Here is a 26,480-nt window from a genome sequence, read left to right on the forward strand (position 1 = left end):
TGGCGAGCGCCTGCCGGATCACCCGCATCTGCGAGGGCCCGTTCGGCGCGGTCAGGCCGTTGCTCGCACCGTCCTGGTTCACCGCCATGCCCCGCACCACGGCCAGCACGGGGTGACCGTTGGCGCGGGCATCGCTGAGCCGCTCCACGAGCAGCATGCCCACACCCTCACCCCACGCCGTACCGTCCGTGGAGTTCGCGAAGGACTTGCAGCGGCCGTCAGGAGCCAGTCCGCGCTGGCGGCTGAACTCGATGAACGCCTCGGGGCTCGCCATCACGGCGACGCCGCCGGCGAGCGCGAGGGAGCACTCGCCCGAGCGCAGCGCCTGGATCGCCCAGTGCAGGGCGACCAGGGACGACGAGCAGGCCGTGTCCACGGTGACCGAGGGGCCTTCGAGCCCGAAGGTGTAGGAGACGCGGCCGGAGGCGACGGCTCCGGTGTTCGTGTTGTCCTGGTAGTCGTGGTACATCATCCCGGCGAAGACCCCGGTGTCCGAGCCCTTCAGGGTGGCCGGGTCGATACCGGCCCGCTCGATCGCCTCCCACGAGGTCTCCAGGAGCAGCCGCTGCTGCGGGTCGATGGCCAGGGACTCGTTGGGTGAGATGCCGAAGAAGTCGGGGTCGAAGTCGCCGGCGTCGTGCAGGAAGCCGCCGTGTTTGACGTAACTGGTGCCGGGGCGCTCCGAGTTGGGGTCGTAGAGCTCATCGAGGCGCCAGCCGCGGTTGACCGGGAACTCGGACACCGCGTCCACGCCGTCCGCGACGAGCCGCCACAGGTCTTCCGGCGTCTCGACGCCGCCCGGGTAGCGGCAGCTCATGCCGACGATCACGATCGGGTCGTCGTCGGGGGCGACGGCGGCCGCCCTGACGACGGCGGTGCCGGCGCCGGTGCCGCTGCCTGCCACCTCGTCGGCGAGGTGACGGGCGAGGGCGGCGGGCGACGGGTAGTCGAAGACCAGCGTGGCGGGCAGTCGCCTGCCCACTGTCTCGCTGAGGCCGTTGCGGAACTCGACGGCGCTGAGCGAGTCGAAGCCCAGCTCGCTGAAGGCCTGTTCGGGGTCGATGGCCTGCGGTCCCGCGTGGCCGAGTGTCGCGGCGGCCTGCGTACGCACGAGGTCGAGGAGCGCGGCCTCCTGCTCGGCCGGTGCCAGACCGGCGAGCCGCTGGGCGAGGGAGGACGCCGCGGCCGTGGCGGCCGTCGAGTTCACGGCCCGGCGCGCGGGGCGCCTGACCAGACCACGGAACAGCTCCGGCACCTCGCCGCCCGTGCCGCCGAGTGCCTTGAGGTCGAGCTTGATCGGGACCAGGGCCGGCGCGGGCACTGTGCTCGCGGTGTCGAACAGGGCCAGGCCCTGTGCGACGGTGATCGCGTGTACGCCGGTGCGGTTCATCCGCTCGATGTCCGCCTCGCTCAACTCCCCCGCCATACCCGCCGCTTCGTCCGCCCACAGACCCCAGGCCAGGGACTGTGCGGGCAGACCGTTGGCGCGGCGGTGGGTGGCGAGGGCGTCGAGGAAGGTGTTGGCAGCGGCGTAGTTGCCCTGACCGGGCGCGCCGAGTGTGCCGGCGGCCGAGGAGAACACGACGAATGCGCTCAGGTCACGATCGGCGGTCAGGTCGTGCAGATTCAGGGCCGCGTCGACCTTGGGTCGCAGCACGGAGTCGATGCGCTCCGGCGTGAGGGACGCGATCACACCGTCGTCCAGGACGCCCGCGATGTGCACGATGCCGGCCAGGTTCTCGATCGGCGCGAGGAGGACGGCAAGCGCCTCACGGTCGGCCGCGTCGCAGGCCGCCCACGACACCTCCGCGCCGAGCGCCGTCAGCTCCTCGGCAAGCTCGGCCGCGCCCGGAGCATCAGCACCCCTGCGACTGGTCAACAGCAGCCTGCGTACACCCAGTTCGGACACCAGATGCCGGGCGAACAAACCGCCCAACGTCCCGCTCGCGCCCGTGAGCAGCACCACGCCGTCGTCGCCGCCGAAGCGCGAAGCCGCCTCGGCCCCTTCCTCGGCCACCGCGACGCGGGCGAGCCGCGCGCCGTACACCGTTCCGCCCCGCACGGCGAGCTGCGACTCCCCCGACGCGAGCGCCAGAGCCACCGCATCCGCGTCGTCCTGGTCGTCTGCGTCGTCTGCGTCGTCTGCGTCGTCTGCGTCGTCAGTGCCGATGTCGACCAGGACGATCCGCCCCGGGTCCTCGGACTCCGCCGACCGCGCGAGCCCCCACACCGCCGCACCCGCCAGATCGGTGACGTCCTCGCCCTCCAGGGCCGCCACGGCCCCACGGGTGACGATCACCAACCGTCCTTCCACTGACTGGAGTTGCTCCAGAGCGCCATGCACGGCGGTACGCACCGAGACCGCGTCCGAGCCCTCCTGGCTCCGCCACACCACCGTGTCCGCGGGCGCGCCCGGGTTCGACGACGCCTGCACAGGCACCGCCACGGGCGTCCAGTCCAGGCGGAACAGCGCGTCGTGGAACGCCGTCCTGGCCGCCGCCAACTGCTCGGTGGACACGGCCCGCAGGACGAGCCCGCCGATCTCGGCGACGGGGCGGCCCTCACCGTCGGCGACGGCGATGGCGACACCGTCCGCACCCGAGGGGGTGAGCCGCACCCGTACCCGGGAGGCGCCGGTGGCGTACAGCGCGACATCCGTCCAGGCGAACGGCAGCCGCGCCGACTCGGCGCCCCCGTCGAGCAGGCCGGTGGCGTGCAGGCAGGCGTCGAGGAGCGCCGGGTGGACGCCGTAGCCGTCGACGTCGGTGTCATCGGGCAGCGTCACCTCGGCGTACACCTCGTCGCCCGCGCCCGACTTCCAGGCCGCCGTAAGGCCCTGGAACACCGGGCCGTACTCGAGACCGGCCTCGGCGAGGGTGTCGTACAGGCCGTTCAGGTCGACGGGTTCGGCGCCGGCGGGCGGCCACTGCGCGAGGTCGACGGAGGACGCGGGCGCACCGGCGGTGAGCGTGCCGGTGGCGTGCCGGGTCCAGGTCTGCTCGGCGCCCGGATCGCCGTCGTCGGCACGCGCGTACATGGTCACCGTGCGGGCACCGCCGTCGTCAGCCGCGCCCACGACCACCTGCACGGCGACGCCGCCGCGCTCGGGCAGCACCAGGGGTGCTTCGAGGGTGAGTTCTTCGAGTACGTCGCAGCCGACCCGGTCACCGGCCGCTACGGCCAGCTCGACGAGTCCCGTGCCCGGGAAGAGGACGGTGCCGCCCACCGCGTGGTCCGCGAGCCAGGGCTGCGCGGCGACGGAGAGACGGCCGGTGAACACCGCACCGTCCGAGTCCGGTGAAGCCACCACGGCACCGAGCAGGGGGTGTTCGGCCCGGTCGAGCCCGGCGGACGCGACCCCGCCGGTGTCTGCTCCGGCCCAGGCGTCGGCCCAGTACTCCAGGGCGTCGAGCCAGTAGTGCTGACGTTGGAAGGCGTATGTGGGCAGGTCGACGTGGCGTGCACCGCTGCCGTCGTAGTACGCCGCCCAGTCGACGCCCACACCCCGTACGGCTGCCCGCGCGAGTGCGGTGACGGTCTCGGGGACCTCGTCGCGCCCGCGACGGAGCAGCGGTACGAACACGGCGTCCTCGGCGGTCTGCTGACCCATGGCGGTCAGGACGGCGTCCGGTCCGAGTTCCAGGTAGGTGGTGACGCCTTCGGCCGCCAAGTGCCTGATGTCGTCGGCGAAGCGGACGGCGTCGCGGACGTGGCGTACCCAGTACTCGGGGTCGGTGATGTCCTTGAGGACCGGGATCGACGGCTCGTGGTAGGTGAGCGATGCGGCCACGGTCCGGAACTCGTCGAGCATCGGCTCCATGAGCGGCGAGTGGAAGGCGTGCGAGACCTTCAGACGGGTCGCCTTACGTCCCTCTGACTCGAAGTGCGCCTTGATGGCCAATGCCTGGGTCTCGTCACCGGAGATGACCACGGCGGTGGGTCCGTTGATCGCGCCGATGGTGACGGTGTCGGTGTCGGTGAGGTGCGGGGTGACCTCGGCCTCGGTGGCCTGCAGCGCCACCATCGCCCCGCCCTCGGGCAGCGCCTGCATCAACTTCCCGCGCGCGGCCACCAGTTGGGCCGCATCCGGCAGAGACAGCACCCCGGCCACGTGCGCGGCGGCGATCTCCCCGATCGAATGCCCGGCCAGGAAGTCCGGCCGCACACCCCACGACTCGACGAGGCGGAACAGCGCGACCTCGATCGCGAACAGGGCGGGCTGCGTGAACTCCGTACGGTTCAGCTTCTCCGCGTCCTCGCCCCAGATCACCTCCCGCAGCTCACCGCCGAACTCGTCAAGGGCGGCCAGTACGGCATCGAAGGCCTCGGCGAACACCGGGAACGTCTCGTACAACTCACGGCCCATACCAAGGCGTTGGGCACCCTGACCCGTGAACAGGAACGCCGTACGCCCCCTGTCCCGTGAGGTTCCGTGAACGGCTCCCGTGCCGCTTGCCGTCCCGCCCTCGGCGTACGCGGCGAGGGTGTCCAGGAGCGTCGTGCGGTCGGCGCATACGACGGCGGAGCGGTGCTCCATCAGGGAGCGGCGGGTGGCGAGGGTGTGGGCGACGTCGAGGGGCCGCAGCGTGGGGTCGTTCTGCAGGTGGGCGTGCAGTCGGGCGGCCTGGCCGCGCAGGGCCTCCTCCGTCTTCGCGGAGAACACGACGGGAACGGGGATCGATTCAGGGCTGCCCGAGCTGTCCGTACCCTGCTCGGGCCGCTCGGGCCGCTCGGCCTGCTCAAGGGCCGTCTCGGACTGCTCGGGGGCTTGCTCGATGATGACGTGGGCGTTGGTGCCGCTGATCCCGAACGAAGAGATGCCCGCCCGGCGCGGACGGCCCGTCTCCGGCCAGGGCCGCGACTCCGTCAGCAGCTCGATATGACCGTCCGTCCAGTCCACCTGGCGCGTCGGCTCATCCACATGCAGCGTCTTGGGCAGCACCCCGTGACGGATCGCCTCGACCATCTTGATGATCCCGGAGACTCCCGCCGCGGCCTGCGTGTGCCCCATGTTCGACTTGATCGAGCCCAGCCACAGCGGCTGATCCTCCGACCGTTCACGGCCGTACGTCGCAAGCAGCGCCTGCGCCTCGATCGGGTCACCGAGAGTCGTACCCGTGCCGTGCGCCTCGACCGCGTCGACTTCCGCTGCCGTGAGTCCCGCCGAGGCGAGGGCCTGGCGGATGACCCGGCGCTGGGAGGGGCCGTTGGGGGCGGTGAGGCCGTTGCTCGCGCCGTCCTGGTTGAGAGCGGTGCCACGGACGACGGCCAGCACGGGGTGACCGTTGGCGCGGGCATCGCTGAGCCGCTCCACGAGCAGCATGCCGACGCCCTCGCCCCACGCCGTACCGTCCGTGGAGTTCGCGAAGGACTTGGCGCGGCCGTCGGGAGCCAGTCCGCGCTGGCGGCTGAACTCGACGAAGGCTTCGGGTGTGGCCATCACGGCGACGCCGCCGGCGAGCGCGAGGGAGCACTCGCCCGAGCGCAGCGCCTGTACCGCCCAGTGCAGGGCGACCAGGGACGACGAGCAGGCCGTGTCGATGGTGACGGCGGGGCCTTCCAGGCCGAAGACGTAAGAGATACGGCCGGAGGCGATGGCGCCCGTGCCGCTGTTGGCGGCGTAGTCGTGGTACATCATCCCGGCGAAGACACCGGTGGCCGAGCCCTTCAGGGTGGCCGGGTCGATACCGGCCCGCTCGATCGCCTCCCACGACGTCTCCAGGAGCAGCCGCTGCTGCGGGTCCATGCCGAGTGCTTCGTTGGGTGAGATACCGAAGAAGGCCGGGTCGAAGTCGCCGGCGTCGTGCAGGAAGCCGCCGTGTTTGACGTAACTGGTGTTGGGGCGTTCCGAGTTGGGGTCGTAGAGCTCGTCGACGTTCCAGCCGCGGTTCGCGGGGAATTCCGATACGGCGTCCACGCCGTCCGCGACGAGCCGCCACAGGTCTTCCGGCGTCTCGACGCCGCCCGGGTAGCGGCAGCTCATGCCGACGATCACGATCGGGTCGTCGTCGGGGGCGACGGCGGCGGGTGCGGCGGCGGTACCGCCCTCGCCTGGGGTGCCCGGTATGTCCGAGGCCTCCGAGACCTCTTCCAGGAGGTAGCGGGCGAGGTCGACGGGGCTCGGGTAGTCGAAGATGAGGGTGGCGGGCAGCCGCAGGCCGGTGTCGTCGTTGAGGCCGTTGCGGAGTTCGACCGCGGCGAGGGAGTCGAAGCCGAGGTCGCGGAAGGCGCGTTCGGGCTCGATGGCCTGGGCGCCGCCGAAGCCGAGTACCAGCGCGGCCCGGTTGAGCACCAGGTCGAGCAGGGTCGCTTCCCACTCCTCGCGGGGCAGTGCGGCCAGTTGGCGTTGCAGGGTGCCCGCTTCGGGCTTGGCCGCGTCGGTGGCACTGCGGCGGCGCGCGGCCCGTGGGACCAGTGCGCGGAACAGCGCGGGCATGCCGTCGCCCTGGGCGCGTATCGCGGCCAGGTCGAACTTGGCGGGTACGAGCAGGGGGTCGCCGGACGCGAGCGCCGCGTCGAAGAGGGCGAGTCCTTCCTCGGGGGCGAGCGCGTACACCCCGCCCTGGGATATCCGGGTGCGGTCCGACTCGTCGAGGGCGCCGGCCATGCCTCCGGCCCACAGGCCCCAGGCGAGTGACTGTGCGGGCAGGCCGTGGGCGCGGCGGTGCGCGGCGAGGGCGTCGAGGAAGGTGTTGGCGGCGGCGTAGTTGCCCTGCCCCGGTGCGCCGAGCGTGCCGGAGCCGGAGGAGAACAGGACGAAGGCGTCCAGGTCACGGTCGGCGGTCAGTTCATGGAGGTTGAGCGCGGCGTCTGCCTTGGGGCGCAGGACCGTGTCGATGCGCTCCGGGGTGAGGGAGGCGATCACACCGTCGTCCAGGACGCCCGCCACGTGCACCACGCCGGTCAGGTCGTCGACGTCCGCGAGGAGCGCCGCGAGCGCCTGGCGGTCGGCCGCGTCGCACGCCGCCCAGGTCACGTCGGCACCGAGCGCGGTCAGCTCATCGGCGAGATCGGCCGCGCCCGGAGCATCAGCACCCCTGCGACTGGTCAACAGCAGCTTGCTTACGCCCAGTTGGGACACGAGGTGGCGGGCGAAGAGGCCGCCGAGGGTGCCGCTGGCCCCCGTCATCAGGACCGTGCCGTCACCGCTGAAGCCCGCCGCCGCCCCGGTTCCTTCCTCGGCCACCGGGACGCGGGCGAAGCGGGCGCCGTACGCCGTTCCGCCCCGCACCACGACTTGTGGCTCCCCCGACGCGAGCGCCAGGGCCACCGCGTCCGCAGGGCCATCGGTGCCCGTGTCGGTGTCGGAGTCGGAGTCGGAGTCGACGAGCACGAACCTGCCGGGATCCTCCGACTGCGCCGAGCGCACCAGGCCCCACACCGCGGCGCCCGCCAGGTCGGTGACGTCCTCACCTTCCCCGGCCGCCACGGCACCCCGGGTGACGACCACCAACTGGCCGCGCGTGCCCTGCAGTTGGGCGAGGGCCGTGTTCAGCGCGGCCCGCGCGGCGTCCGCGTCCGTACCCGGCTCGCTGCGCAGCACCACCGTCCCGTCCGGCACGGCGGGCAGGTCCGCGGGCACCGGCACCGGTGTCCACTCCAGGCGGAACAGCGCGTCGTGGAACGCCGCGCGTGCGGCCGCCAGCTGGTCGTCGGTGATGGGCCGCAGGACCAGTGACTCGACGGTGGCGACGGGGTTGCCGCTGCCGTCGGCCAGGGCCAGGGCGATCCCCGATCCGGTCGGGGTGAGCCGGGCCCGTACGGCGGCGGCCCCGGCGGCGTGCAGGGTGACGCGGGACCAGGCGAAGGGCAGGGCGGCCTGGTCGCCGGTGACTCCGGTGAAGCTCACGGCGTGCAGGGCGGCGTCCAGGAGGGCGGGGTGCAGGCCGAGTTGCCCGGCGTCCCGGTGGCCCTGCTCGGGCAGCGCGACCTCGGCGTATACGTCGTCGCCCGACTTCCAGGCGGCCTTGAGCCCCTGGAACACGGGGCCGTACTGCAGGCCGATCCCGGCGAGTCCGGGGTAGAGGTCCGCCACGTCGAGGGGTTCGGCTCCGGCCGGCGGCCACTGGGCGAGGTCGAAGGCGGCGGGCGCCGCGCCGGTGGTGAGGGCGCCGGTGGCGTGCCGGGTCCAGGGCTCGTCGGGGCCGGGGCGCGAGTGCACGGTCAGGGACCGCACTCCGGAGGCCTCGGCGGCGCCCACGGCCACCTGCACCTGGACGCCGCCGCGCTCGGGCAGCACCAGGGGTGCTTCGAGGGTGAGTTCTTCGAGTACGTCGCAGCCGACCTGGTCGCCCGCGCGTACCGCCAGTTCGACGAAGCCGGTGCCGGGGAACAGGATCGTGCCGCCGACCACGTGCTCGGCGAGCCAGGGGTGGGTGGTGGCGGAGAGCCGTCCGGTGAGGACCGCGCCCTCGGAGTCGGCGAGCATGACGGCGGCGCCGAGGAGGGGGTGGTCGGCGGCGTCGAGACCGGCGGAGGCGACATCGCCGGTGCCGTTCTCCGGCGCCATCCAGTAGTGCTCGCGCTGGAAGGCGTACGTCGGCAGCTCGACGCGCTGCGCGCCGTGGCCGGTGAACACGGACTCCCAGTCGACGGCGCCGCCGCGCACGTACAGCTGGCCGAGCGCCCTGAACAGGGCGGGTGTCTCGGGGCGGTTGCGGCGCAGGGCCGGGGCCAGGACGGCCGTACCGGACTCGACGGACTGCCGGGCCATGGCGGTCAGGACGGCGTCGGGGCCGAGTTCGAGGAAGCGGGTGACGCCTTCGGCCTCCAGGGCGCGGATACCGTCGGCGAACCGGACGGCATCGCGGACGTGGCGTACCCAGTACTCGGGGTCGGTGAGCTGCGTCGCCAGTGCGCCGGTGACGTTGGAGACGACCGGGACGGTGGGCTCGTGGTACGTGAGGGAGCGGGCCACGGAACGGAAGTCCGCGAGCATCGGCTCCATGAGCGGCGAGTGGAAGGCGTGCGAGACCTTCAGGCGGCTGGATTTGCGGCCCTCGGTTTCGAAGTGCGCCTTGATGGCGAGTACTTGGGACTCGTCACCGGAGACGACCACGGCCTTCGGCCCGTTGACGGCGGCGATGGCGACCTGGTCGGTGAGGTGCGGCAGGACTTCGTCCTCGGTGGCCTGCAGCGCCACCATCGCGCCGCCCTCGGGCAGGGCCTGCATCAACTTGCCGCGTGCGGCCACGAGTTGGGCGGCGTCGGACAGCGAAAGGACCCCGGCCGCATGCGCCGCGGCGATCTCCCCGATCGAGTGCCCGGCCAGATAGTCGGGCCGTACACCCCACGACTCGACGAGCCGGTACAGCGCGACCTCGATCGCGAACAGGGCGGGCTGCGTGAACTCCGTACGGTTCAGCTTCTCGGCGTCCTCGCCCCAGATCACGTCCCGCAGCTCGCCGCCGAACTCGTCAAGGGCGGCCAGTACGGCGTCGAAGGCCTCGGCGAACACCGGGAACGCGTCGTACAACTCACGGCCCATACCAAGGCGTTGGGCACCCTGACCCGTGAACAGGAACGCCGTCTGGCCGCCAGAGACGACGCCCTGCACGATGTCGGGGCGGGATTCGCCCGCAGCGAGGGCGGTGAGGGCCTCGACGGCGGCGTCCCGGCCGGGCGCGAGGATCACCGCGCGGTGTTCCAGGGCGGCGCGGGTGGTGGCGAGGGAGTAGCCGAGGTCGAGGGCGGACAGCTCCTCGTGGGCTGCGGCATATCCGCCGATGCGGGCGGCCTGGCCGCTCAGGGCCTCCGCGCTGCGGGCCGAGACCAGCCAGGGCAGGGGCAGTTCGGCGACGGGACGCGGCGCGGCAGTGGCAGCGGCGACGGTCTTCCGCTCCGCACCCGAGCCCGCAGCCGACTCCGGCCCCGAATCAGGCTCCGACCCCGACTCCGGCTCCGGCTCCGGTGCCTCTTCCAGGATCATGTGCGCGTTGGTGCCGCTGACGCCGAACGCGGACACGGCGGCGCGGCGCGGGTGGTCGGCCTCCGGCCAGGGCCTGGCCTCGGTGAGGAGTTCGACATGTCCCGCGGTCCAGTCGACATGGCTGCTCGGCCGGTCGACGTGCAGGGTGCGCGGCATCGTCGCGTGCCGCATCGCCATGACCATCTTGATGATGCCGCCGACTCCGGCGGCGGCCTGGGCGTGGCCGATGTTGGACTTGAGGGAGCCGAGCCACAGCGGCCGCTCGTCGGAGTGCGCCTGCCCGTAGGTGGCGAGCAGGGCCTGGGCCTCGATCGGGTCGCCAAGGGTCGTGCCGGTGCCGTGGCCCTCGACGACGTCGACCTGGGCGGCGCTGATGCGTGCGCTGCTGAGCGCTTCGCGGATGACGCGCTGCTGGGAGGGGCCGTTGGGCGCGGTGAGGCCGTTGCTGGCGCCGTCCTGGTTGACGGCGGAGCCCTTGATGACGGCGAGGACCGGGTGGCCCTTGGCGCGGGCGTCGGAGAGGCGCTCCAGGACGAGCATGCCGGCGCCCTCGGCCCAGCCGGTGCCGTCGGCGGCGTCCGCGAAGGCCTTGATACGGCCGTTGCGGGCGAGTCCGCCCTGACGGCTCATGCCGAGGAAGGGCCCGGGTGTCGACATCACCATGACGCCGCCGGCCAGGGCGAGGGAGCACTCGCGTTCCCGTAGCGCCTGGGCGGCCAGGTGGACGGCGACGAGCGAGGACGAGCAGGCCGTGTCGACGGTGACGGCGGGGCCTTCGAGGCCGAGGGTGTAGGAGACCCGGCCCGCGATCACGGCGGCGACGGCGGCCGTGCCCATGTAGGGTCCGGCGGCTTCGGGGGCGGCGTTGAGGAGGTCGCCGTAGTCCTGGAAGCCGGATCCGGCGAAGACGGCGACCTGCTGGCCGCGCACCTTCTCGGCGGGGATACCGGCCCGCTCCAGGGCCTCCCAGGACACTTCGAGCATCAGGCGCTGCTGGGGGTCCATGGCGAGGGCCTCGCGCGGCGAGATACCGAAGAAGGCGGGGTCGAACTCGGCCGCGCCGCTGAGGAATCCGCCGACCCGCGCGAAGTCGGGACTCTCGTCGGCGGGGTCCACGTTCCAGCCGCGGTCGGCGGGGAACGGGGCGACCGCGTCGGTCTCCTCCTCGACGAGGCGCCACAGGTCCTCGGGCGATTCGACGCCTCCGGGGTAGCGGCAGCTCATGGCCACGACGGCGATCGGGTCCTGGTCCTTGGCCTCGTACTCCTGAAGCCGCTGCCGGGTCTTCGCCAGATCGGCGGTGACCCGCTTCAGGTAGTCCAGGAGCTTCTGATCGTCAGCCATTCCCCGCCTCGCAGCATCCTCTGGATCTTGTGGTTGTTCCGGTGGTGTGCCGGGCCCGTGCCCGTGCGGCCTCTCCGGCCGGGCCCGTGCCCGTGTCGTCCCCTGTCGCCCTGGTCCCTCAGGCCAGGCCGAGTTCGCGGTCGATGAAGTCGAAGACGTCGTCGGCCGTGGCGTCGGCGGTGAGCTGTTCTCCCTGGGGCACGCCCGCGACCCTGGCCGCGAGCGTCTGCAGCCGTTCGGGAATCCGGTGGCGTTCGAGCTCCTCCGTCGGCAGTGCGGCCATGGTCTCCTCAAGCCGGTCGAGTTCCGCCAGTACGGCCATGGACCCGTCGCCGCCGTCCGGGCAGAGCTCACCGCGCAGATACTCGGCGAGCGCCGTCGGTGTCGCATGGTCGAAGATCATCGTGCTGGGCAGCTTCCGCCCGGTGGCCGCGGACAGGCGGGCCCGCAGATCGGTCGCGGCCACCGAGTCGAACCCGAGGTCCGTGAAGGTGCGGGCCGCGTCGAGGGTGCCCGGGTCGTCGTAGCCGAGGAGGGCCGCGACGTGGGTGCGGATCAGGTCGAGGAGAGCGCGGCCACGCTGTGCCGCCGGCATCTCCTTGAGGCGCTCGGTGAACTCCGCGCCGCCGCTTGCCTCTTGGGCGTCGTCGGCGGAGCCGTCGAGTGCCGCCCGCGCCTCGGGCAGGGCGTCGAGCAGCGGCCGCGGGCGGGCCAGGGTGTAGACGGGCGCGAACCGGGCCCAGTCGATATCGGCGACGACGAGGCCGTTCTCGTCGTGGTCGAGGATCTGGCCGAGTGCGTCGAGGGCGCGGCGCGGTGCCATGGGCGGTGCTCCGATGCGGCGGAGTGCGGCGCCGAGTTCGGCGTCGACCATGCCGCTGTCCCAGGAGCCCCAGGCGATGGAGGTGGCCGCGGCGCCCCTGGCCCTGCGCTGCGCGGCGAGGGCGTCGAGGCAGGCGTTGGCGCTGCCGTAGGCGGCCTGGCCCGCGCTGCCCCAGACCGCGGAGCCGGAGGAGAACAGGACGAACGCGTCCAGGTCACGGTCGGCGAGGAGCGCGTCGAGGTTACGGGCGCCGCCGACCTTGGCGTCGGCGACGGCGGCGAACTCGTCCAGGGTGAGTTCGGACAGCGGGGCGATGCGCTGCATGACGCCCGCCGCGTGCACCACGGCGGTGAGCGGCTGCCCGGCGGGCAGCGAGTCGAGCAGGGCGCGCAGCGCGTCTCGGTCGGCGACGTCGCAGGCCTCGACGCTCACGCGGGTGCCGCGCCCGGCGAGTTCGGCGACGAGTTCGGCGACCCCTTCGGCTGCGCTGCCCCGGCGGCTGGTCAGGACGAGGTGTTCGGCACCGCGGTCGGCGAGTGCCCGTGCCACATGGGCGCCGAGGCCGCCGGTGCCTCCGGTGATCAGGACAGTGCCGCGCGGGGTCCACTCGCGCTGCGGCGGCTGTCCGCCGAGCGGGGCGTGCACCATGCGGCGGCCGAGTACACGGTCGCCGCGCAGGGCCACCTGGTCGTCGCCGCCGGGCGCGGCGAGCACCTGGCAGAGCAGCCGGGTGGCCGTGTCGTCCACGGTGTGCGGCAGGTCCACCAGGCCGCCCCAGCTGTCCGGCTGGTCGAGGGCGAGTCCGGCGCCCATGCCCCAGACGGCGGCCTGCAGGGACTCGGTGATCTCGTCGCCGGGCGCTGCGGCCACGGCTTGCGCGGTCACGCACCACAGGGGCGCGGTGATTCCGGCGTCGCCGAGTGCCTGGACGAGGGTGACGGTGGCGGCGGCGCCACGGGAGAGCGCGGGGTGGCCGGGGTGCGCCTGGTCGTCGAGGGCGAGCAGGGAGAGGACTCCGGCCAGTTCGGAGTGGGCCCGCAGCTCTTCACTCAGCTTCGCGCGGTCCTGGTCGCCCACGTCGAGTCGTACGGTCCAAAGGCCTTGCTCGGCGAGGCCGTTGGTGATCTGCCGGATGCGCGGGTCGTCGGCGCGGCCCGCGGGCACGGCGAGCAGCCAGGTGCCCTCGGGCACCCGCTGCTCGGGGGCGTCGACCGGCTGCCATGCGATGCGGTAGCGCCAGGAGTCCGTCACGGCCTGCTCGCGCTGCCGCTGCCGCCAGGCCGTCAGGCCGGGCAGCACCTTGCCGAGCGCGTCGGCGGGTACGCCGATCCGCGTGGCGAGTTCATCGGCGTCGGCGCCTTCGACGGTGTCCCAGAAGGCGGCCCCTGCGGGGTCGGTACCGGCGCCCGCGACGGCCGTGGGCTCGGGGTCGCGCCAGAACCAGCGCCGCTGGAAGGCGTATGTCGGCAGCTCCACGCGCCGCGCGCCGCGCCCGGCGTAGAACGCCTGCCAGTCCACGGGCACGCCGTGGCAGTGCGCCGCGGCGATCCCGGCGACGAGTTCGCGCCGCTCGTCACGGCCGCGCCGGAGGAGCGGCACGAACGCGGCGTCCTCGGCGCTCTCCTTGCCCATCGCGGTCAGGACGGCGTCCGGGCCGATCTCGACGAAGGCGGTGACGCCCTCGTCCGCCAGCTGCCGGACGGCGTCGGCGAAGCGGACGGCGTCGCGGACGTGGCGGACCCAGTACTCGGGGTCGGTGGCGTCGGCGAGGAGCGGGACGGCGGGCGCGTGGTAGGTGAGGGAGGCGGCCACGGTCCGGAACTCGTCGAGCATCGGTTCCATGAGCGGCGAGTGGAAGGCGTGCGAGACCTTCAGGCGGGTGGTCTTGCGGCCCTCGGCGGAGAAGTGGGCCTTCACCGCGAGGGCTTGGGTCTCGTCGCCGGATACGACCAGCGAGTCCGGGCCGTTGACGGCGGCGATGGTGACGGTGTCGGTGAGGTGCGGGGTGACCTCGTCCTCGGTGGCCTGCAGGGCCACCATCGCGCCGCCCTCGGGCAGGGCCTGCATCAACTTCCCGCGTGCCGAGACCAGTTGGGCCGCATCGGCCAGGGACAGCACCCCCGCCACATGCGCGGCGGCGATCTCCCCGATCGAATGCCCGGCCAGATAGTCGGGCCGTATGCCCCACGACTCCACCAGGCGGTACAGGGCGACCTCTATCGCGAACAGCGCGGGCTGCGTGAACTCCGTACGGTTCAGCTTGCCCTCGTCCTCGCCCCAGATCACGTCCCGCAGCCCGCCGCCGAACTCGTCGAGGGCGGCCAGTACGGCGTCGAAGGCCTCGGCGAACACGGGGAACGCCCCGAACAACTCCCGGCCCATACCGAGCCGTTGAGCACCCTGACCTGTGAAAAGGAACGCCGTCGCGCCCGCGGTGCGCGGTGCCGTGCCCTGGACGACCGTGGGGTGCGGGGCGCCCTCGGCCAGGGCGGTGAGGCCACGGACGAGTTCGGCGCGCTCCTCGGCGACGATCGCGGCACGGTTCTGGAAGGCGGTGCGGGAGGTGGCCAGGGAGTAGCCGAGGTCGAGTACGGGGGGTGCGTCACCGTTGCCGTCACCGTTGTCGTCGGCGGTGACGCGGGCGAGCAGCCGTTCGGCCTGGGCGCGCAGGGCGTCGGGGCCCTGACCGGAGAGGGTGACCGGGACGGGGACGGGTGCCGAGGCGCCCTCCGGGGCGTCGGCGGCCGCCGTGGCGTCTCCGGTTACGGGCGGAGCCTCCTCGGGTACCGGCGGAGCCTCTTCGAGGATCACGTGACCGTTCGTCCCGCTGAAGCCGAAAGAGGAGACCGCGGCGCGGCGTGGGCGGCCGTCGGTGGCGGGCCAGGGGCGGGCCTCGGTGAGGAGCCGGATATCGCCCTCGGTCCAGTCGACCTTGGTGCTCGGCTCATCGACGTGGAGGGTCCTGGGCAGCACGCCGTGGCGCATGGCCTCGATCATTTTGATGATGCCGGACACTCCGGCGGCGGCCTGGGCGTGGCCGATGTTGGACTTGATGGAGCCGAGCCACAGCGGCCGCCCGTCGGGGCGGTTCTTGCCGTAGGTGGCGAGCAGGGCCTGCGCCTCGATGGGGTCACCGAGGACGGTGCCGGTGCCGTGCGCCTCCACGGCGTCGACCTGGGCGGGCGTCAACTGGGCGCTGGCGAGGGCCTGTTGGATGACCCGTATCTGCGAGGGCCCGTTGGGTGCGGAGATGCCGTTGCTGGCGCCGTCCTGGTTGACGGCGGAGCCGCGGACGACGGCGAGCACGGGGTGGCCGTTGGCGCGGGCGTCACTGAGGCGTTCGACGAGGAGCAGGCCGACGCCCTCGCCCCAGCCGGTGCCGTCGGCGGCGTCGGCGAAGGACTTGCAGCGGCCGTCGGGGGACAGGCCGCGGTCCTGGCTGAAGCCGACGAAGGAGTGCGGGTGCGCCATGACGGTGGCGCCGCCGGCGAGAGCGAGCGTGCACTCGCCGGAGCGCAGCGCCTGGATGGCCAGGTGCAGGGCGACGAGCGACGACGAGCAGGCGGTGTCGACGGTGACGGCGGGGCCTTCGAGACCGAGGGTGTAGGAGATCCGGCCCGAGGCGACGCTGGCGAGGCTGCCGGTGCCGCCGCCCACGAGGTAGTCGTGGTAGACGACGCCGGTGAAGACGCCGGTGCGGGTCTCCTTGAGCGAGGCCGGGTCGATGCCGCCGCGCTCGAAGGCCTCCCAGGCGGTTTCGAGAAGGAGGCGCTGCTGCGGGTCGGTCTCCTTGGCCTCCTTCGGGCTGATCTTGAAGAAGTCGGCGTCGAACTCCCCGGCGTCGTGCAGGAATCCGCCTTCACGTGCGTAGCTCTTGCCGGGGGTCGCGGGCTCGGGGTCGTAGAGGTTCTCGTTGTCCCAGTCGCGGTTGTCGGGGAAGTACGAGATGGCGTCGCCGCCGGAGTCGACCAGGCGCCACAGGTCTTCGGGGGTGCTGACGCCGCCGGGGAAGCGGCAGGCCATGGCCACGACGGCGATCGGCTCGTGGTCCTTGGCCTCGGCCTCGCGCAGCCGGCGTTTGGTCTGCTGCAGTTCGGCCGTGGCGCGCTTGAGGTAGTCGCGAAGCTTGTCGTCGTTCCCCACGTTCCCCATCGCTCATGAACCAATCTCGAGGTTGTCCAGGGCCTGGAAGAGCTCGTCGTCGGATGCGGTCTCGAAGTCGGCGTCCGGTGCCGTCTGTGTCTCCTCGCCGTTGGCGTCGCGCCAGCCGCGCAGAACGGCCTCCAGGCGTGCGGTGACCCTGGCGGTGTCACCGTTGAGGTCGGACGCGGCCGTCAACGCGGCTTCCAGGCGGTCGAGTTCGGCGAGGATCGTCCGGGCCGGGTCGGTGGCCGCGGGGTCGGCCGACGGGTCGGCGGCCGCGAGGAGATAAGCGGTCACGGCCTGGGCGTTGGGGTGGTCGAAGGCGAGTGTCGCGGGCAGTCCCGCGCCGGTGACGGCGGTGAGGCGCTTGCGGAGTTCACCGGCGGCGACCGAGTCGAAGCCGAGTTCGGTGAAGGCCCGGTCGGCCTCCACCTCGTCGAGGCTGTCGTGGCCGAGGGTGTCCGCGATCTGGCGGCGGACGAACTTCAGGGCGGCGCGGTCGCGTTCGGCGCCGGGCAGGGCGAGGATCTCGCGCCAGCGTCCGGTGCCGGGCGCGGTGTCCTCGCCGTCGCTTCCGTCGCTTCCGTCGCTTCCGCCGCTCCGGCCGAGGGCGACGATCTCACCGCCGTGGACTTCGGCCAGCCAGTAGGGGCGGCGCTGGAACGCGTAGGTGGGCAGATCGACGGCCTTGGCTCCGCTGCCGTCGTAGTACGCCGCCCAGTCGACGGCGACACCACGGCAGTGCGCGGCGGCCAGTGCGGTGGCGAGTTCACGCGGCTCGTCCCGGTCGCGGCGCATGAGCGGCACGAAGGCGGCGCCGCCGTCCTCGGCCACGTTGGCGTCGCCCATCGGGGTCAGCACGGCGTCGGGGCCGATTTCGAGGTACGTGCCGACGTTCAGGCCGTCCAGGTGGGCGATGGCGTCGGCGAAGCGGACCGCGTCGCGCACATGGCGTACCCAGTAGTCGGGGTCGGTGAGTTCGGTGGCGGGCTGCCCGGTGACGTTGGAGATCACCGGGATCGCGGGCTCGTGGTACGTCAGGGACCGGGCGACGGCACGGAACTCGTCGAGCATCGGGTCCATCAGCGGTGAGTGGAAGGCGTGCGAGACCTTCAGACGGGTCGTCTTACGGCCTTCGGCCTCGAAGTGCGCCTTGATGGCGAGTACGTGGGTCTCGTCCCCGGACACCACGACGGACGCGGGGCCGTTCACGGCGGCGACCGTGACACCGGCGGTGAGATGCGGGGCGACCTCGGTCTCGGTGGCCTGCAGGGCCACCATCGCGCCGCCCTCGGGCAGGGCCTGCATCAGCTTGCCGCGCGCGGTGACGAGTTTCACCGCGTCGGCGAGGGAGAGGACACCGGCCACCCGGGCGGCGGCGAGTTCGCCGATGGAGTGCCCGGCGAGGTAGTCGGGGGTGACGCCCCACGATTCGACGAGGCGGTACAGGGCGACCTCGACGGCGAACAGGGCGGGTTGTGCGTACTCGGTGCGGTTGAGCAGCGCCGCGTCGTCGCCCCACACCACGTCCCGCAGCGGCCGGTCCAGGTGGGGGTCGATGGCTTCGGCCGCGGCGTCGAAGGCACGGGCGAAGACGGGCTGCGTCTCGTACAACTGCCGTCCCATGCCCAGGCGTTGGGCGCCCTGGCCGGAGAAGAGGAACGCCGTCTTGGCGCCGGTGGCGCGGGCGGTGCCCTGCACGACGCCGGCGGGCTGTTCACCGTCGGCGAGTGCCGTCAGGGCCGCGACGGCCTGGTCCTGGTCGGTGACGACGAGGGCGGCCCGGTGCTCGTGCGCGGTGCGGCGCGTGGCCAGCGTATGGCCGATGTCGAGTGCGGTGGCTCCGGGGCCGCTCTCCAGATAGGCGGCGAGTTTCGCGGCCTGGGCGCGCAGGGCCTTCGCGGAGCGGGCGGAGAGCAGCCAGGGCGTGGCGGCCGTGTCCCCGGTCGCCGGCGCGGGCGCTTCGGCGGTCCCGGCATCGGTTGCCGGTGCGGGCGCTGCGGCGGTCCCGGCATCGGTTGCCGGTGCGGGCGCTGCGGCGGTCCCGGCATCGGCGGTCGGTGCCTGTTCCACGATGACGTGGGCGTTGGTGCCGCTGATACCGAAGGAGGACACGGCGGCGCGGCGCGGACGCCCCGTGGTGGGCCAGTCGCGGGCCTCGGTGAGCAGTTCGAGGCGGCCCGCGTCCCAGTCGACCTGGGGTGAGGACTCCTCGGCGTGCAGGGTCCTGGGCAGCACGCCCGCGCGGATCGCCTCGATCATCTTGATGAGCCCGGCGACTCCGGCGGCGGCCTGGGTGTGGCCGATGTTGGACTTGATGGAGCCGAGCCACACGGGCCGGTCGTCGGGCCGGTCCTGGCCGTAGGTGGCGAGCAGCGCCTGGGCCTCGATGGGGTCGCCGAGTACGGTGCCGGTGCCGTGGGCTTCGACGGCGTCGACGTCGGCGGGGGTCAGCCGGGCGTTGGCGAGCGCCTGCCGTATGACGCGCTGCTGCGAGGGCCCGTTGGGTGCGGAGAAGCCGTTGCTGGCACCGTCCTGGTTGACGGCGGAGCCGCGGACGACCGCGAGGACGGGGTGGCCGTTGGCCTGGGCGTCGGAGAGCCGCTCGACGAGGAGCAGGCCGACGCCTTCGGAGAATCCGGTGCCGTCGGCGCCGGCCGCGAAGGAGCGGCAGCGGCCGTCGGGTGACAGGCCCTGCTGCAGCCCGAACTCGACGAGCACCTCGGGCGTGGCCATGACGGTGACGCCGCCGGCGAGGGCGAGGGTGCACTCGCCGGAGCGCAGCGCCTGGATGGCCAGGTGCAGGGCGACGAGCGACGACGAGCAGGCGGTGTCGACGGTGACGGCGGGGCCTTCGAGTCCGTACGTGTAGGAGAGCCGTCCGGAGGCGATGGATCCGGTCGCGCTGGAGCGGGCGTAGTCGTGGTACATGGCGCCGGTGAACACGCCGGTGGGGCTGCCCTTGAGGGTGGCGGGGTCGAGTCCCGCGCGTTCCAGGAGCTCCCACGAGGTCTCCAGGAGGAGGCGCTGCTGGGGGTCCATGGTGAGGGCGTCGTTGGGGCTTATCCCGAAGAAGGAGGCGTCGAACTCGCCCGCGTCGTAGAGGAATCCGCCGGAGCGCGTATAGGTCTTGCCGGGGGTGCCGGGCTCGGGGTCGTAGACGCCTTCGATGTCCCAGCCGCGGTCGGTGGGGAACGGCGACACGGCCTCGGTGCCGTCGGCGACCAGGCGCCACAGGTCTTCGGGGGTCTCGACGCCGCCGGGGAAGCGACAGGCCATCGCGACGACGGCGATCGGCTCGTCGGGTGCGGCGGCGGTCACTGCGGTGGCGGCCGTGGTGCCCGCGGCGCCGAGTGCGGCTTCCTTGATGTGCTGGGCGGCGGCGCGGGCCGTGGGGTGGTCGAAGACGAGGGTGGCGGGCAGGCGCAGACCGGTGTCGCCGGCGAGCCGGTTGCGCAGTTCGACGGCGGTGAGCGAGTCGAAGCCGAGCTCCTTGAACGCGCGGTCCGGTGCCACGGATTCGGCGGAGTCATGACCGAGTACGTCGGCGACATGGCTGCGGACCAGGTCGAGGAGCAGGCTGTCGCGCTCGGCCTCGGGCAGGCGGGCGAGCCGGTCGGCGAGGGAGGCGCCGCCCGCGGAGCCGCCGGTGCGGGCCGTCGTGCGGACCGGGACGCGCACCAGGTCGCGCAGCATGTTCTGGGTCTGTCCTGCCGCCGCCTGGGTGCGCAGCGCCCCGAGGTCGAGGCGGAGGAGCAGCAGGAGCGGCTCGTCGGCGGTGACGGCGTGGTCGAACAGGGCGAGGCCCTCGTCGGTCGCCATGGCGGGGAAGCCCTGGCGGCGCAGCCGGTCGATGTCGGTCTCGTCCAGCTGCCCGGTCATGCCGGTGCCTTCGGCCCACAGTCCCCAGGCCATGGAGGTGGCGGGCAGCCCCGCGGCCCTGCGGTGGGCGGCGAGTGCGTCGAGGAAGACGTTGGCGGTGGCGTAGTTGGCCTGTCCGGCCGCGCCGAGGGTGCCGGCGGCGGAGGAGAACACCGCGAACAGCGCGAGGTCGTGGCTTTGGGTGAGTTCGTGCAGATGCCAGGCGGCGTCGGCCTTGGGGCGCAGGACGGTGTCCAGACGCTCGGGGGTGAGGGCGTCGACGACGCCGTCGTCCAGGACGCCCGCGGAGTGCACCACGCCGGTGAGCGGGTGCGCGGCGGGGATGGCGTCGAGCACGGCGGCGAGGGCGTCGCGGTCGGCGACGTCACAGGCGGTGAGGGTGACGTCGGCGCCCGACTCGGCTAGGTCGGCGCGCAGTTCGGCGGCCCCTGGGGTGTCGGGTCCGCGGCGGCCGAGCAGCACCAGGTGGCGGATGCCGTGGGCGGCGACCAGGTGCCGGGCGACGAGGGCGCCGAGTCCGCTGGTGCCTCCGGTGACGAGGACGGTGCCCTCGGGGTCGAGGGTGCGCGCGGGCGGCGTCTCGGGCTCTTCGGCGCGGGCCAGGCGCGGCAGCAGCATCTCGCCTGCGCGCAGGGCGAGTTCGCTTTCGCCGGTGGCGAGGGCCGTGGGCAGTGCGGCCGTGGACGCCTCGGTGCCGTCGAGGTCGATCAGGGTGAACAGACCGGGGTTCTCGGCCGCCGCGGCCCGCACCAGGCCCCATACCGGAGCCAGGGCCAGGTCGGGTGCCGGGTCGTCGTCGGTGGCGGCGACGGCGTTGTGGGTGACCAGGCCGAGGCGCCCTTGGGCGAGGCGTTCGTCGGCGAGCCACTCCTGCACCAGGTGCAGGGCGCGGTGGGCGGTGTGGCGGACGGCGTCGGGCAGTTCGCCGGGCTCGGGCGCCCGCGTGACCTCGATGAGGGTGACGTCGGGCAGGGCGTCGGCGGCGCGTGCCGCGTCCACGTCGGCGAACCAGTCGTACGAGGGCGCTTCCTGCCCGGCCTGTCCGGCCTGTGCGGTCTGTCCGGTCTGTTGCGGCTTGGCGGTGTTCCAGCGCAGCCGGTAGGGCAGCTCGCGGTGGCCGCCCGCGGCCTGCAGCTGTTCGGTGGAGACGGCCCTGGCGACGAGGGAGCCGACGCTGAGGACGGGCTGCCCGCTCGCGTCGGCTGCTTCGATCACGGTGTTGCCGTCGCCCTCGGCGCTGAGCCGCACGCGCAGCGCGGTGGCGCCGACGGCGTGCAGGCGTACGTCGGTCCAGGCGAAGGGCAGCACGGTGGCGCCGGATTCGGCTCCCTGCTCGCCTTCGGTGGCGACGAGTTCGGCGTGCAGGGCGGCGTCGAGGAGCGCGGGGTGCAGCCCGCAGCGCTGGGCGTCGGCGTGTGCCTGTTCGGGCAGGGACACCTCGGCGAAGATCTCGCTGCCGCGCCGCCAGGCCGCGGTGAGGCCCTGGAAGACGGGCCCGTAGGCGTAGCCGCGGCCGAAGAGCCGCTCGTAGGCGCCTTCCAGGGAGAGGGGTTCGGCGCCCTGCGGCGGCCACTGGGTGAGGTCGAAGCCCGCGTCGGCGGCGCTGTCGGTGAGGACGCCGGTGGCGTGCCGTATCCAGGGGGTGTTCTCGCCGTCGGCGCGGGAGTGGATGGTGACGGTGCGGGAGCCGGAGGTGTCGGCGGCGCCGAGCAGGACCTGCAGGGCGACGCCGCCGCGCTCGGGCAGCACCAGCGGCGCCTGCAGGGTGAGTTCTTCGAGCGTGGAGCAGCCGGCCTGGTCGCCGGCGCGGATGGCGAGGTCGACGAAGGCGGTACCGGGCAGCAGGACGCTGCCGAGCGCCTCGTGGTCGGCGAGCCAGGGGTGGGTCTGCAGGGAGAGGCGGCTGGTGAACAAGTGGCCGCCGGACTCGGCGGGTTCGAGGGCCGCGCCGAGCAGGGGATGGTCAAGGGCGGTCTGGCCGACACCGGCGACCTCGCCGCCGGGGGTGGGGACGTTCAGCCAGTAGCGGCGCCGCTGGAAGGCGTAGGTGGGCAGGTCGACGGTCTCGGCGCCGGGGAAGAAGCCCCGCCAGTCGACGGGCACGCCGCGCACGTATGTCTCGGCGAGCGAGGCGGTGAACCGGAGCAGGCCGCCCTCTTTGCGGCGCAGCGAGCCGACGGTGGCCGCGGTGGCTCCGGCGGCGTCGATGGTCTCCTGGATGCCGACGCGGAGGATCTGGTGCGGGCTCGACTCGACGAACAGGGTGAAGCCGTCGGCGAGCAGCGCTTCGAGGGCTTCCTCGAAGCGCACGGTCTGGCGCAGGTTGGTGTACCAGTACTCGGCGTCCAGGGCGGCGGTGTCGAGGGGCGCGCCGGTGACCGTGGAGTAGAAGGCGGTCGTCGAGGTGCGGGGGCGCACGGGTGCGAGGGCGTCGAGGAGCTGGTCGCGGATGGACTCGACGTAGTGGGAGTGCGAGGCGTAGTCGACGGGGATCTTGCGGACGCGGACGCCGTCGGCGGTGAGCAGCTCGAAGACTTCTTCGAGGGCGGCGGTCTCGCCGCAGACCACGGCGGTGCCGGGGCCGTTGACCGCGGCGAGCTGGATGCGGCCCTCCCAGGGAAGCAGCCGTTCGCGCAGGGGTGCGGCGGCGAGGGACACGGAGATCATGCCGCCCTTGCCGGCGAGTTCCTCGCGGATGATGCGGCTGCGCAGGGCGACGACGCGGGCGCCGTCCTCGAGGCTGAGGGCCCCGGCGACGCTGGCGGCGGCGATCTCGCCCTGGGAGTGGCCGATGACGGCGGCGGGCTGGACGCCGTAGGAGCGCCAGAGTTCGGCGAGGGAGACCATGACGGCCCACAGCACCGGCTGTACGACGTCGACGGGGTCGAGGGTGGGCTGGCCCTCGTGTTCGCGCAGGACGCCTTCGAGGTCCCAGTCGACGAACGGGGCGAGTGCCTGGGAGCACTGCCGCATGCGGGCGGCGAACACCGGTGAGGTGTCGAGGAGTTCGACGCCCATGCGGGCCCACTGCGAGCCCTGGCCGGGGAAGACGAACGCCACGCGCGGCTCGGGGCCCGCCTCGCCGGCGATGAACACGCCGGTGGCGCGGTTCTCGGTGAACGCGTCGAGCCCCGCGAGCAGGGCGTCCTGGCCGGCGCCGAGCACCACCGCGCGGTGCGGCAGCGCGGCCCTGGTGGTGGCCAGGGACAGGCCCACGTCGGCGGGGCGCTCGGCATTGTCCGCCAGGTGTGTGCGCAGCCGGGCGGCCTGGGCCCGCAGTGCCTGCGCGCTCTTTCCCGAAATCAGCCACGGCACCACCGGTGGCATTTCCACATCGCTCACCCAGGACACCCCTTGAATTGGTAAAGAATCACGCGCCAGGAACCACGCGCGTCGAACAGATGCTTTCGGACATAAATCCTTGAGCCGGACGGTGGGCCCGCCAACCCCTTAATTGGTCCGGCACCCCTACAACGCGGCCCGGTTTTCTGCCTGTTGTCGTCCTGCGGGCCGGTCAGGCGGCTTGTGCCGTGTTGTCGCCGGTGTCGTCGCCGCTGGATCGCGGATTGAGCAGATCTCCGAATTCCGGATACTGCGCGATGGCTTCCTGCCGGCTCAGGGGGCGTGCTCGGGGCCCGCGGAATACGGTGATCAGGGCGGGCAGCGTCATCATGCTGCTCGGCGGTGCCTCCAGGGCGGCCGTCTTGAACGACGCGTCGGACAGGGCGGCGTTCTCGGTGGTCATCCGGGCGAAGCGGGCGGTGAAGCGGCGCAGCAGGTCCGGGGCGCGCTTCACGGTGGACTTGACGTCCGGGAACCACTGGTCGGTGCCGGTCGCCATCTGCCAGGCGCCGAGCGAGGCCTTGGCGATGCCGGCCTGGGCCTTCTGGGCGAGCCCCGGGACGAGGCCGGTGCGGGCGAGTTCGTCGCGCAGGGCTATGGCGCCGAGTGCGGCGAGCGACATGCCGGTGGCGTAGTTGGGGTTGAGGGTGGTGGCGGCGTCGCCGATCACCACGAAGCCCTCGGGCAGCGGCAGCTTCTCGTAGTGGCGGCGCCAGTTGGGCAGTCCGCGGTAGGCCTGGATACGGCCCGCGGGGGTGGCGGCGGCCATCAGGTCGGCCACGGCGGGGTCGCGCAGGGAGCGGGCGAACTCGGTGAACCCGGCCTCGTCGGTGGGCGGCTGGCCGCCGCGGGTGCCGATCAGGGCGACGATCCAGCGGTTGCCCTCGTTGGGCAGGAGCGCCGCCCCGCGGCCCGGCTTGCCGGTGCCGTTCTGTGCCTGGATGAGGACGCCGGGGAAGGACTCTGGGGTGCCGGGGGGTGCCTCGTACAGCCTGCTGGCGTAGGCGAAACCGGCGTCGACGAGTTCTTCCTCGACGTCGGGGAGGCCGAACTCGGCGAGCCAGGCGGGGGCCTTGGAGCGGCGCCCGGTGGCGTCGACCACGAAGTCGGCGTCCAGGGTCTGCGGCTCGGATCCGGCGCTTTCGACACGGACGCCGGTGACCCGGGCCGCGGTCCCGGCGAGCCCGGTCACCTTGGCCGCCTCGATCACGTTGATCTTCGGGTTGGCGAGGACCCTCTCGCGCAGGGTGTGGTCGAGCAGGGCGCGGCTGCACAGGAGCACATGTGAGCGGCCGTCGCGGTGGCGCCGGTACCAGCCTTCGGCGGAGAGCGTGAGCAGGTCGGCGGGCATGCCGCGGCGCTTGGCGCCGGCGGCGTACAGCGCGTCCGACGTGCCGGGCAGCAGGCTGTCGACGGCGCTGACGCCGCCGCTCATGAACATGTGGTTGTGGTAGCCCTGCGGCAGCCCCTTGCGCAGTTCGGGCGCGGCGGGGAACAGATCGCTCTCGATGATGGTCACGTTGTCCGCGTGGTCGGCTAGCACCGCGGCGGAGAGCATCCCCGCCATACCGCCGCCGAGCACCACTGCACTGGTCATGGCCTGTTGCCTTCCTGGTCTGCGCTGCTCACTGCGGTATGCCGGAGACGGTCAGGTAGCTGGTGATGCGCCGTTCGGCGAGTTCGGGGTCCGGGAAGAGTCCGAGCCGGTCCGCGAGCCGGTAGGCGGTGGCGAGGTGCGGCACGGAGCGTGCGCCCTGCTCGGCCCACACCATGCGGAAGTGGTCGGTGTGCCCGGCCAGCCAGGCGAGGAACACCAGGCCGCTCTTGAAGAAGAGGGTGCTGCGCCCGGGCCCCTGGAAGAGGTGCTGGGACAGCTCGCGGCTCTGTTCGAGGCGCTTGCGGAAGGCCTCGGTGTCCCCGGCGTCCAGGCTCCGCAGGGCCTGTGCGGCGAGCGGCGCGATGGGGGTGAACACCGGTGACAGGGCGTCGCTGTGGCCCTGTGCGTCGCCGGCGATGAGATCGGTGTACGTGTCGTAGTCGCCGGTGTAGAACCGCACTCCGGCGGGCAGCCGGCGGCGCAGTTCGGTCTCGGCGGCGGGGCTGAGCGGGGCGACCTTGACGCCGTCGATCTTCTCGGCGTGCTCGGCGATCAGCTCCAGGAACGCGTCGGTGGCGGCGTTCTGGTCCTGGTGGCCCCAGTAGCCGGCGTGCCCGGGCATCCACTCGGGCAGCAGCCAGTGCAGGATGACGGGCTGCGCCGAGCGGCCGATGAGTTCGGCGTAGATCTCGGCGTACTCCTGCGGGCTCTGCACGGCGGCGGCGAGTGCGGCGCTGGCCTGGATGATGGGCCGGCCGCCGGCCTCGCCGACGACGTCCAGCTGCTCCTGGTAGGCGGCGACGACTTCCTTGGCGGTGTGCGGCGCGAACGGGTCGAGCTGGTCGGTCCACACTCCGGCGGCGAACTGCCCGCCCGTCTCCGCCGCGGCCGCGCCGGTGCGGCGGATCAGCTCCGCGGTGGTGGGCCAGTCGAGGCCGGCGCCGCGGTGTGCGGTGTCGAGTCCCTCGGCGACGGTGAAGCCGTGGGCCCACAGGTGGCGCCGCACGGCGAGGGTGGCGTCCCAGTCGAGTGCCTGCGGCGGGGGCGGTCCGAGCGGCGGGCCGAAGGGCTCGTTGGCGGCGAAGCGGTCACCGACGACGGGAGCGGCGGCCAGGACGGAGCGGCTGCGGAACGGAGTGCTGTCGGAAGTGAACCCGTACGGCTCTCGGTTCGGCATATAGGGCGTCAACGCGCCGTTTTCCTCGGGGAGTTCAATCACGGCGTCAGCTCCGGGGATAGGTCGAATTCCCTGGAAATGCTAGCCAGCGCGGTGTCACCGAAGACCCCCTAGCTACCCCCTAACCGGCCAATTCCAGCACGACAATTCGGCCCCCGTCCGGGTCGCGGACGGGGGCCGAATCAGGAATTTCTCAGCGGGTCGTCGTGCGGGCTCCGGGCGCGCCCGGCCACGGCGAGGCCGC

The 26,480-nt window shown here is 73.0% G+C and carries 4 protein-coding genes and 1 pseudogene; all 5 read right to left on the reverse strand.

Translation table 11 applies throughout. From position 1 onward, the window contains the following. The coding region (locus ACFQVC_RS40320) for an SDR family NAD(P)-dependent oxidoreductase (protein ID WP_381840986.1) at positions 1-11,272 on the reverse strand (11,272 nt) is incomplete at its 3' end. A gap of 118 nt (positions 11,273-11,390) precedes the next feature. Beyond that, positions 11,391-16,238 carry a type I polyketide synthase gene (locus tag ACFQVC_RS40325; protein ID WP_381840989.1) on the reverse strand — a complete coding sequence of 1,616 codons (4,848 nt, stop codon included), beginning with the start codon at positions 16,236-16,238 and terminating at the stop codon, positions 11,391-11,393. Between the two features lie 177 nt (positions 16,239-16,415). Beyond that, positions 16,416-23,435 (reverse strand): annotated as a pseudogene (locus ACFQVC_RS40330) (SDR family NAD(P)-dependent oxidoreductase); the annotation flags it as partial. Between the two features lie 199 nt (positions 23,436-23,634). Next, positions 23,635-25,059, reverse strand: coding sequence for an FAD-dependent oxidoreductase (locus ACFQVC_RS40335; RefSeq protein ID WP_381840995.1), 1,425 nt, complete (start codon positions 25,057-25,059; stop codon positions 23,635-23,637). Between the two features lie 28 nt (positions 25,060-25,087). Then, positions 25,088-26,278, reverse strand: a complete 1,191-nt coding sequence (locus ACFQVC_RS40340; protein ID WP_381840998.1) for a DUF993 family protein — start codon at positions 26,276-26,278, stop codon at positions 25,088-25,090. Positions 26,279-26,480: the final 202 nt, after the last annotated feature.

The sequence above is a fragment of the Streptomyces monticola genome, assembly GCF_042665355.1.
GTDB lineage: Bacteria > Actinomycetota > Actinomycetes > Streptomycetales > Streptomycetaceae > Streptomyces > Streptomyces monticola.

Coding starts and splice junctions, on each gene's coding strand:
- ACFQVC_RS40335 (WP_381840995.1), bottom strand. CDS start 25,059: ATGACCAGTGCAGTGGTGCTCGGCGGCGGTATGGCGGGGATGCTCTCC.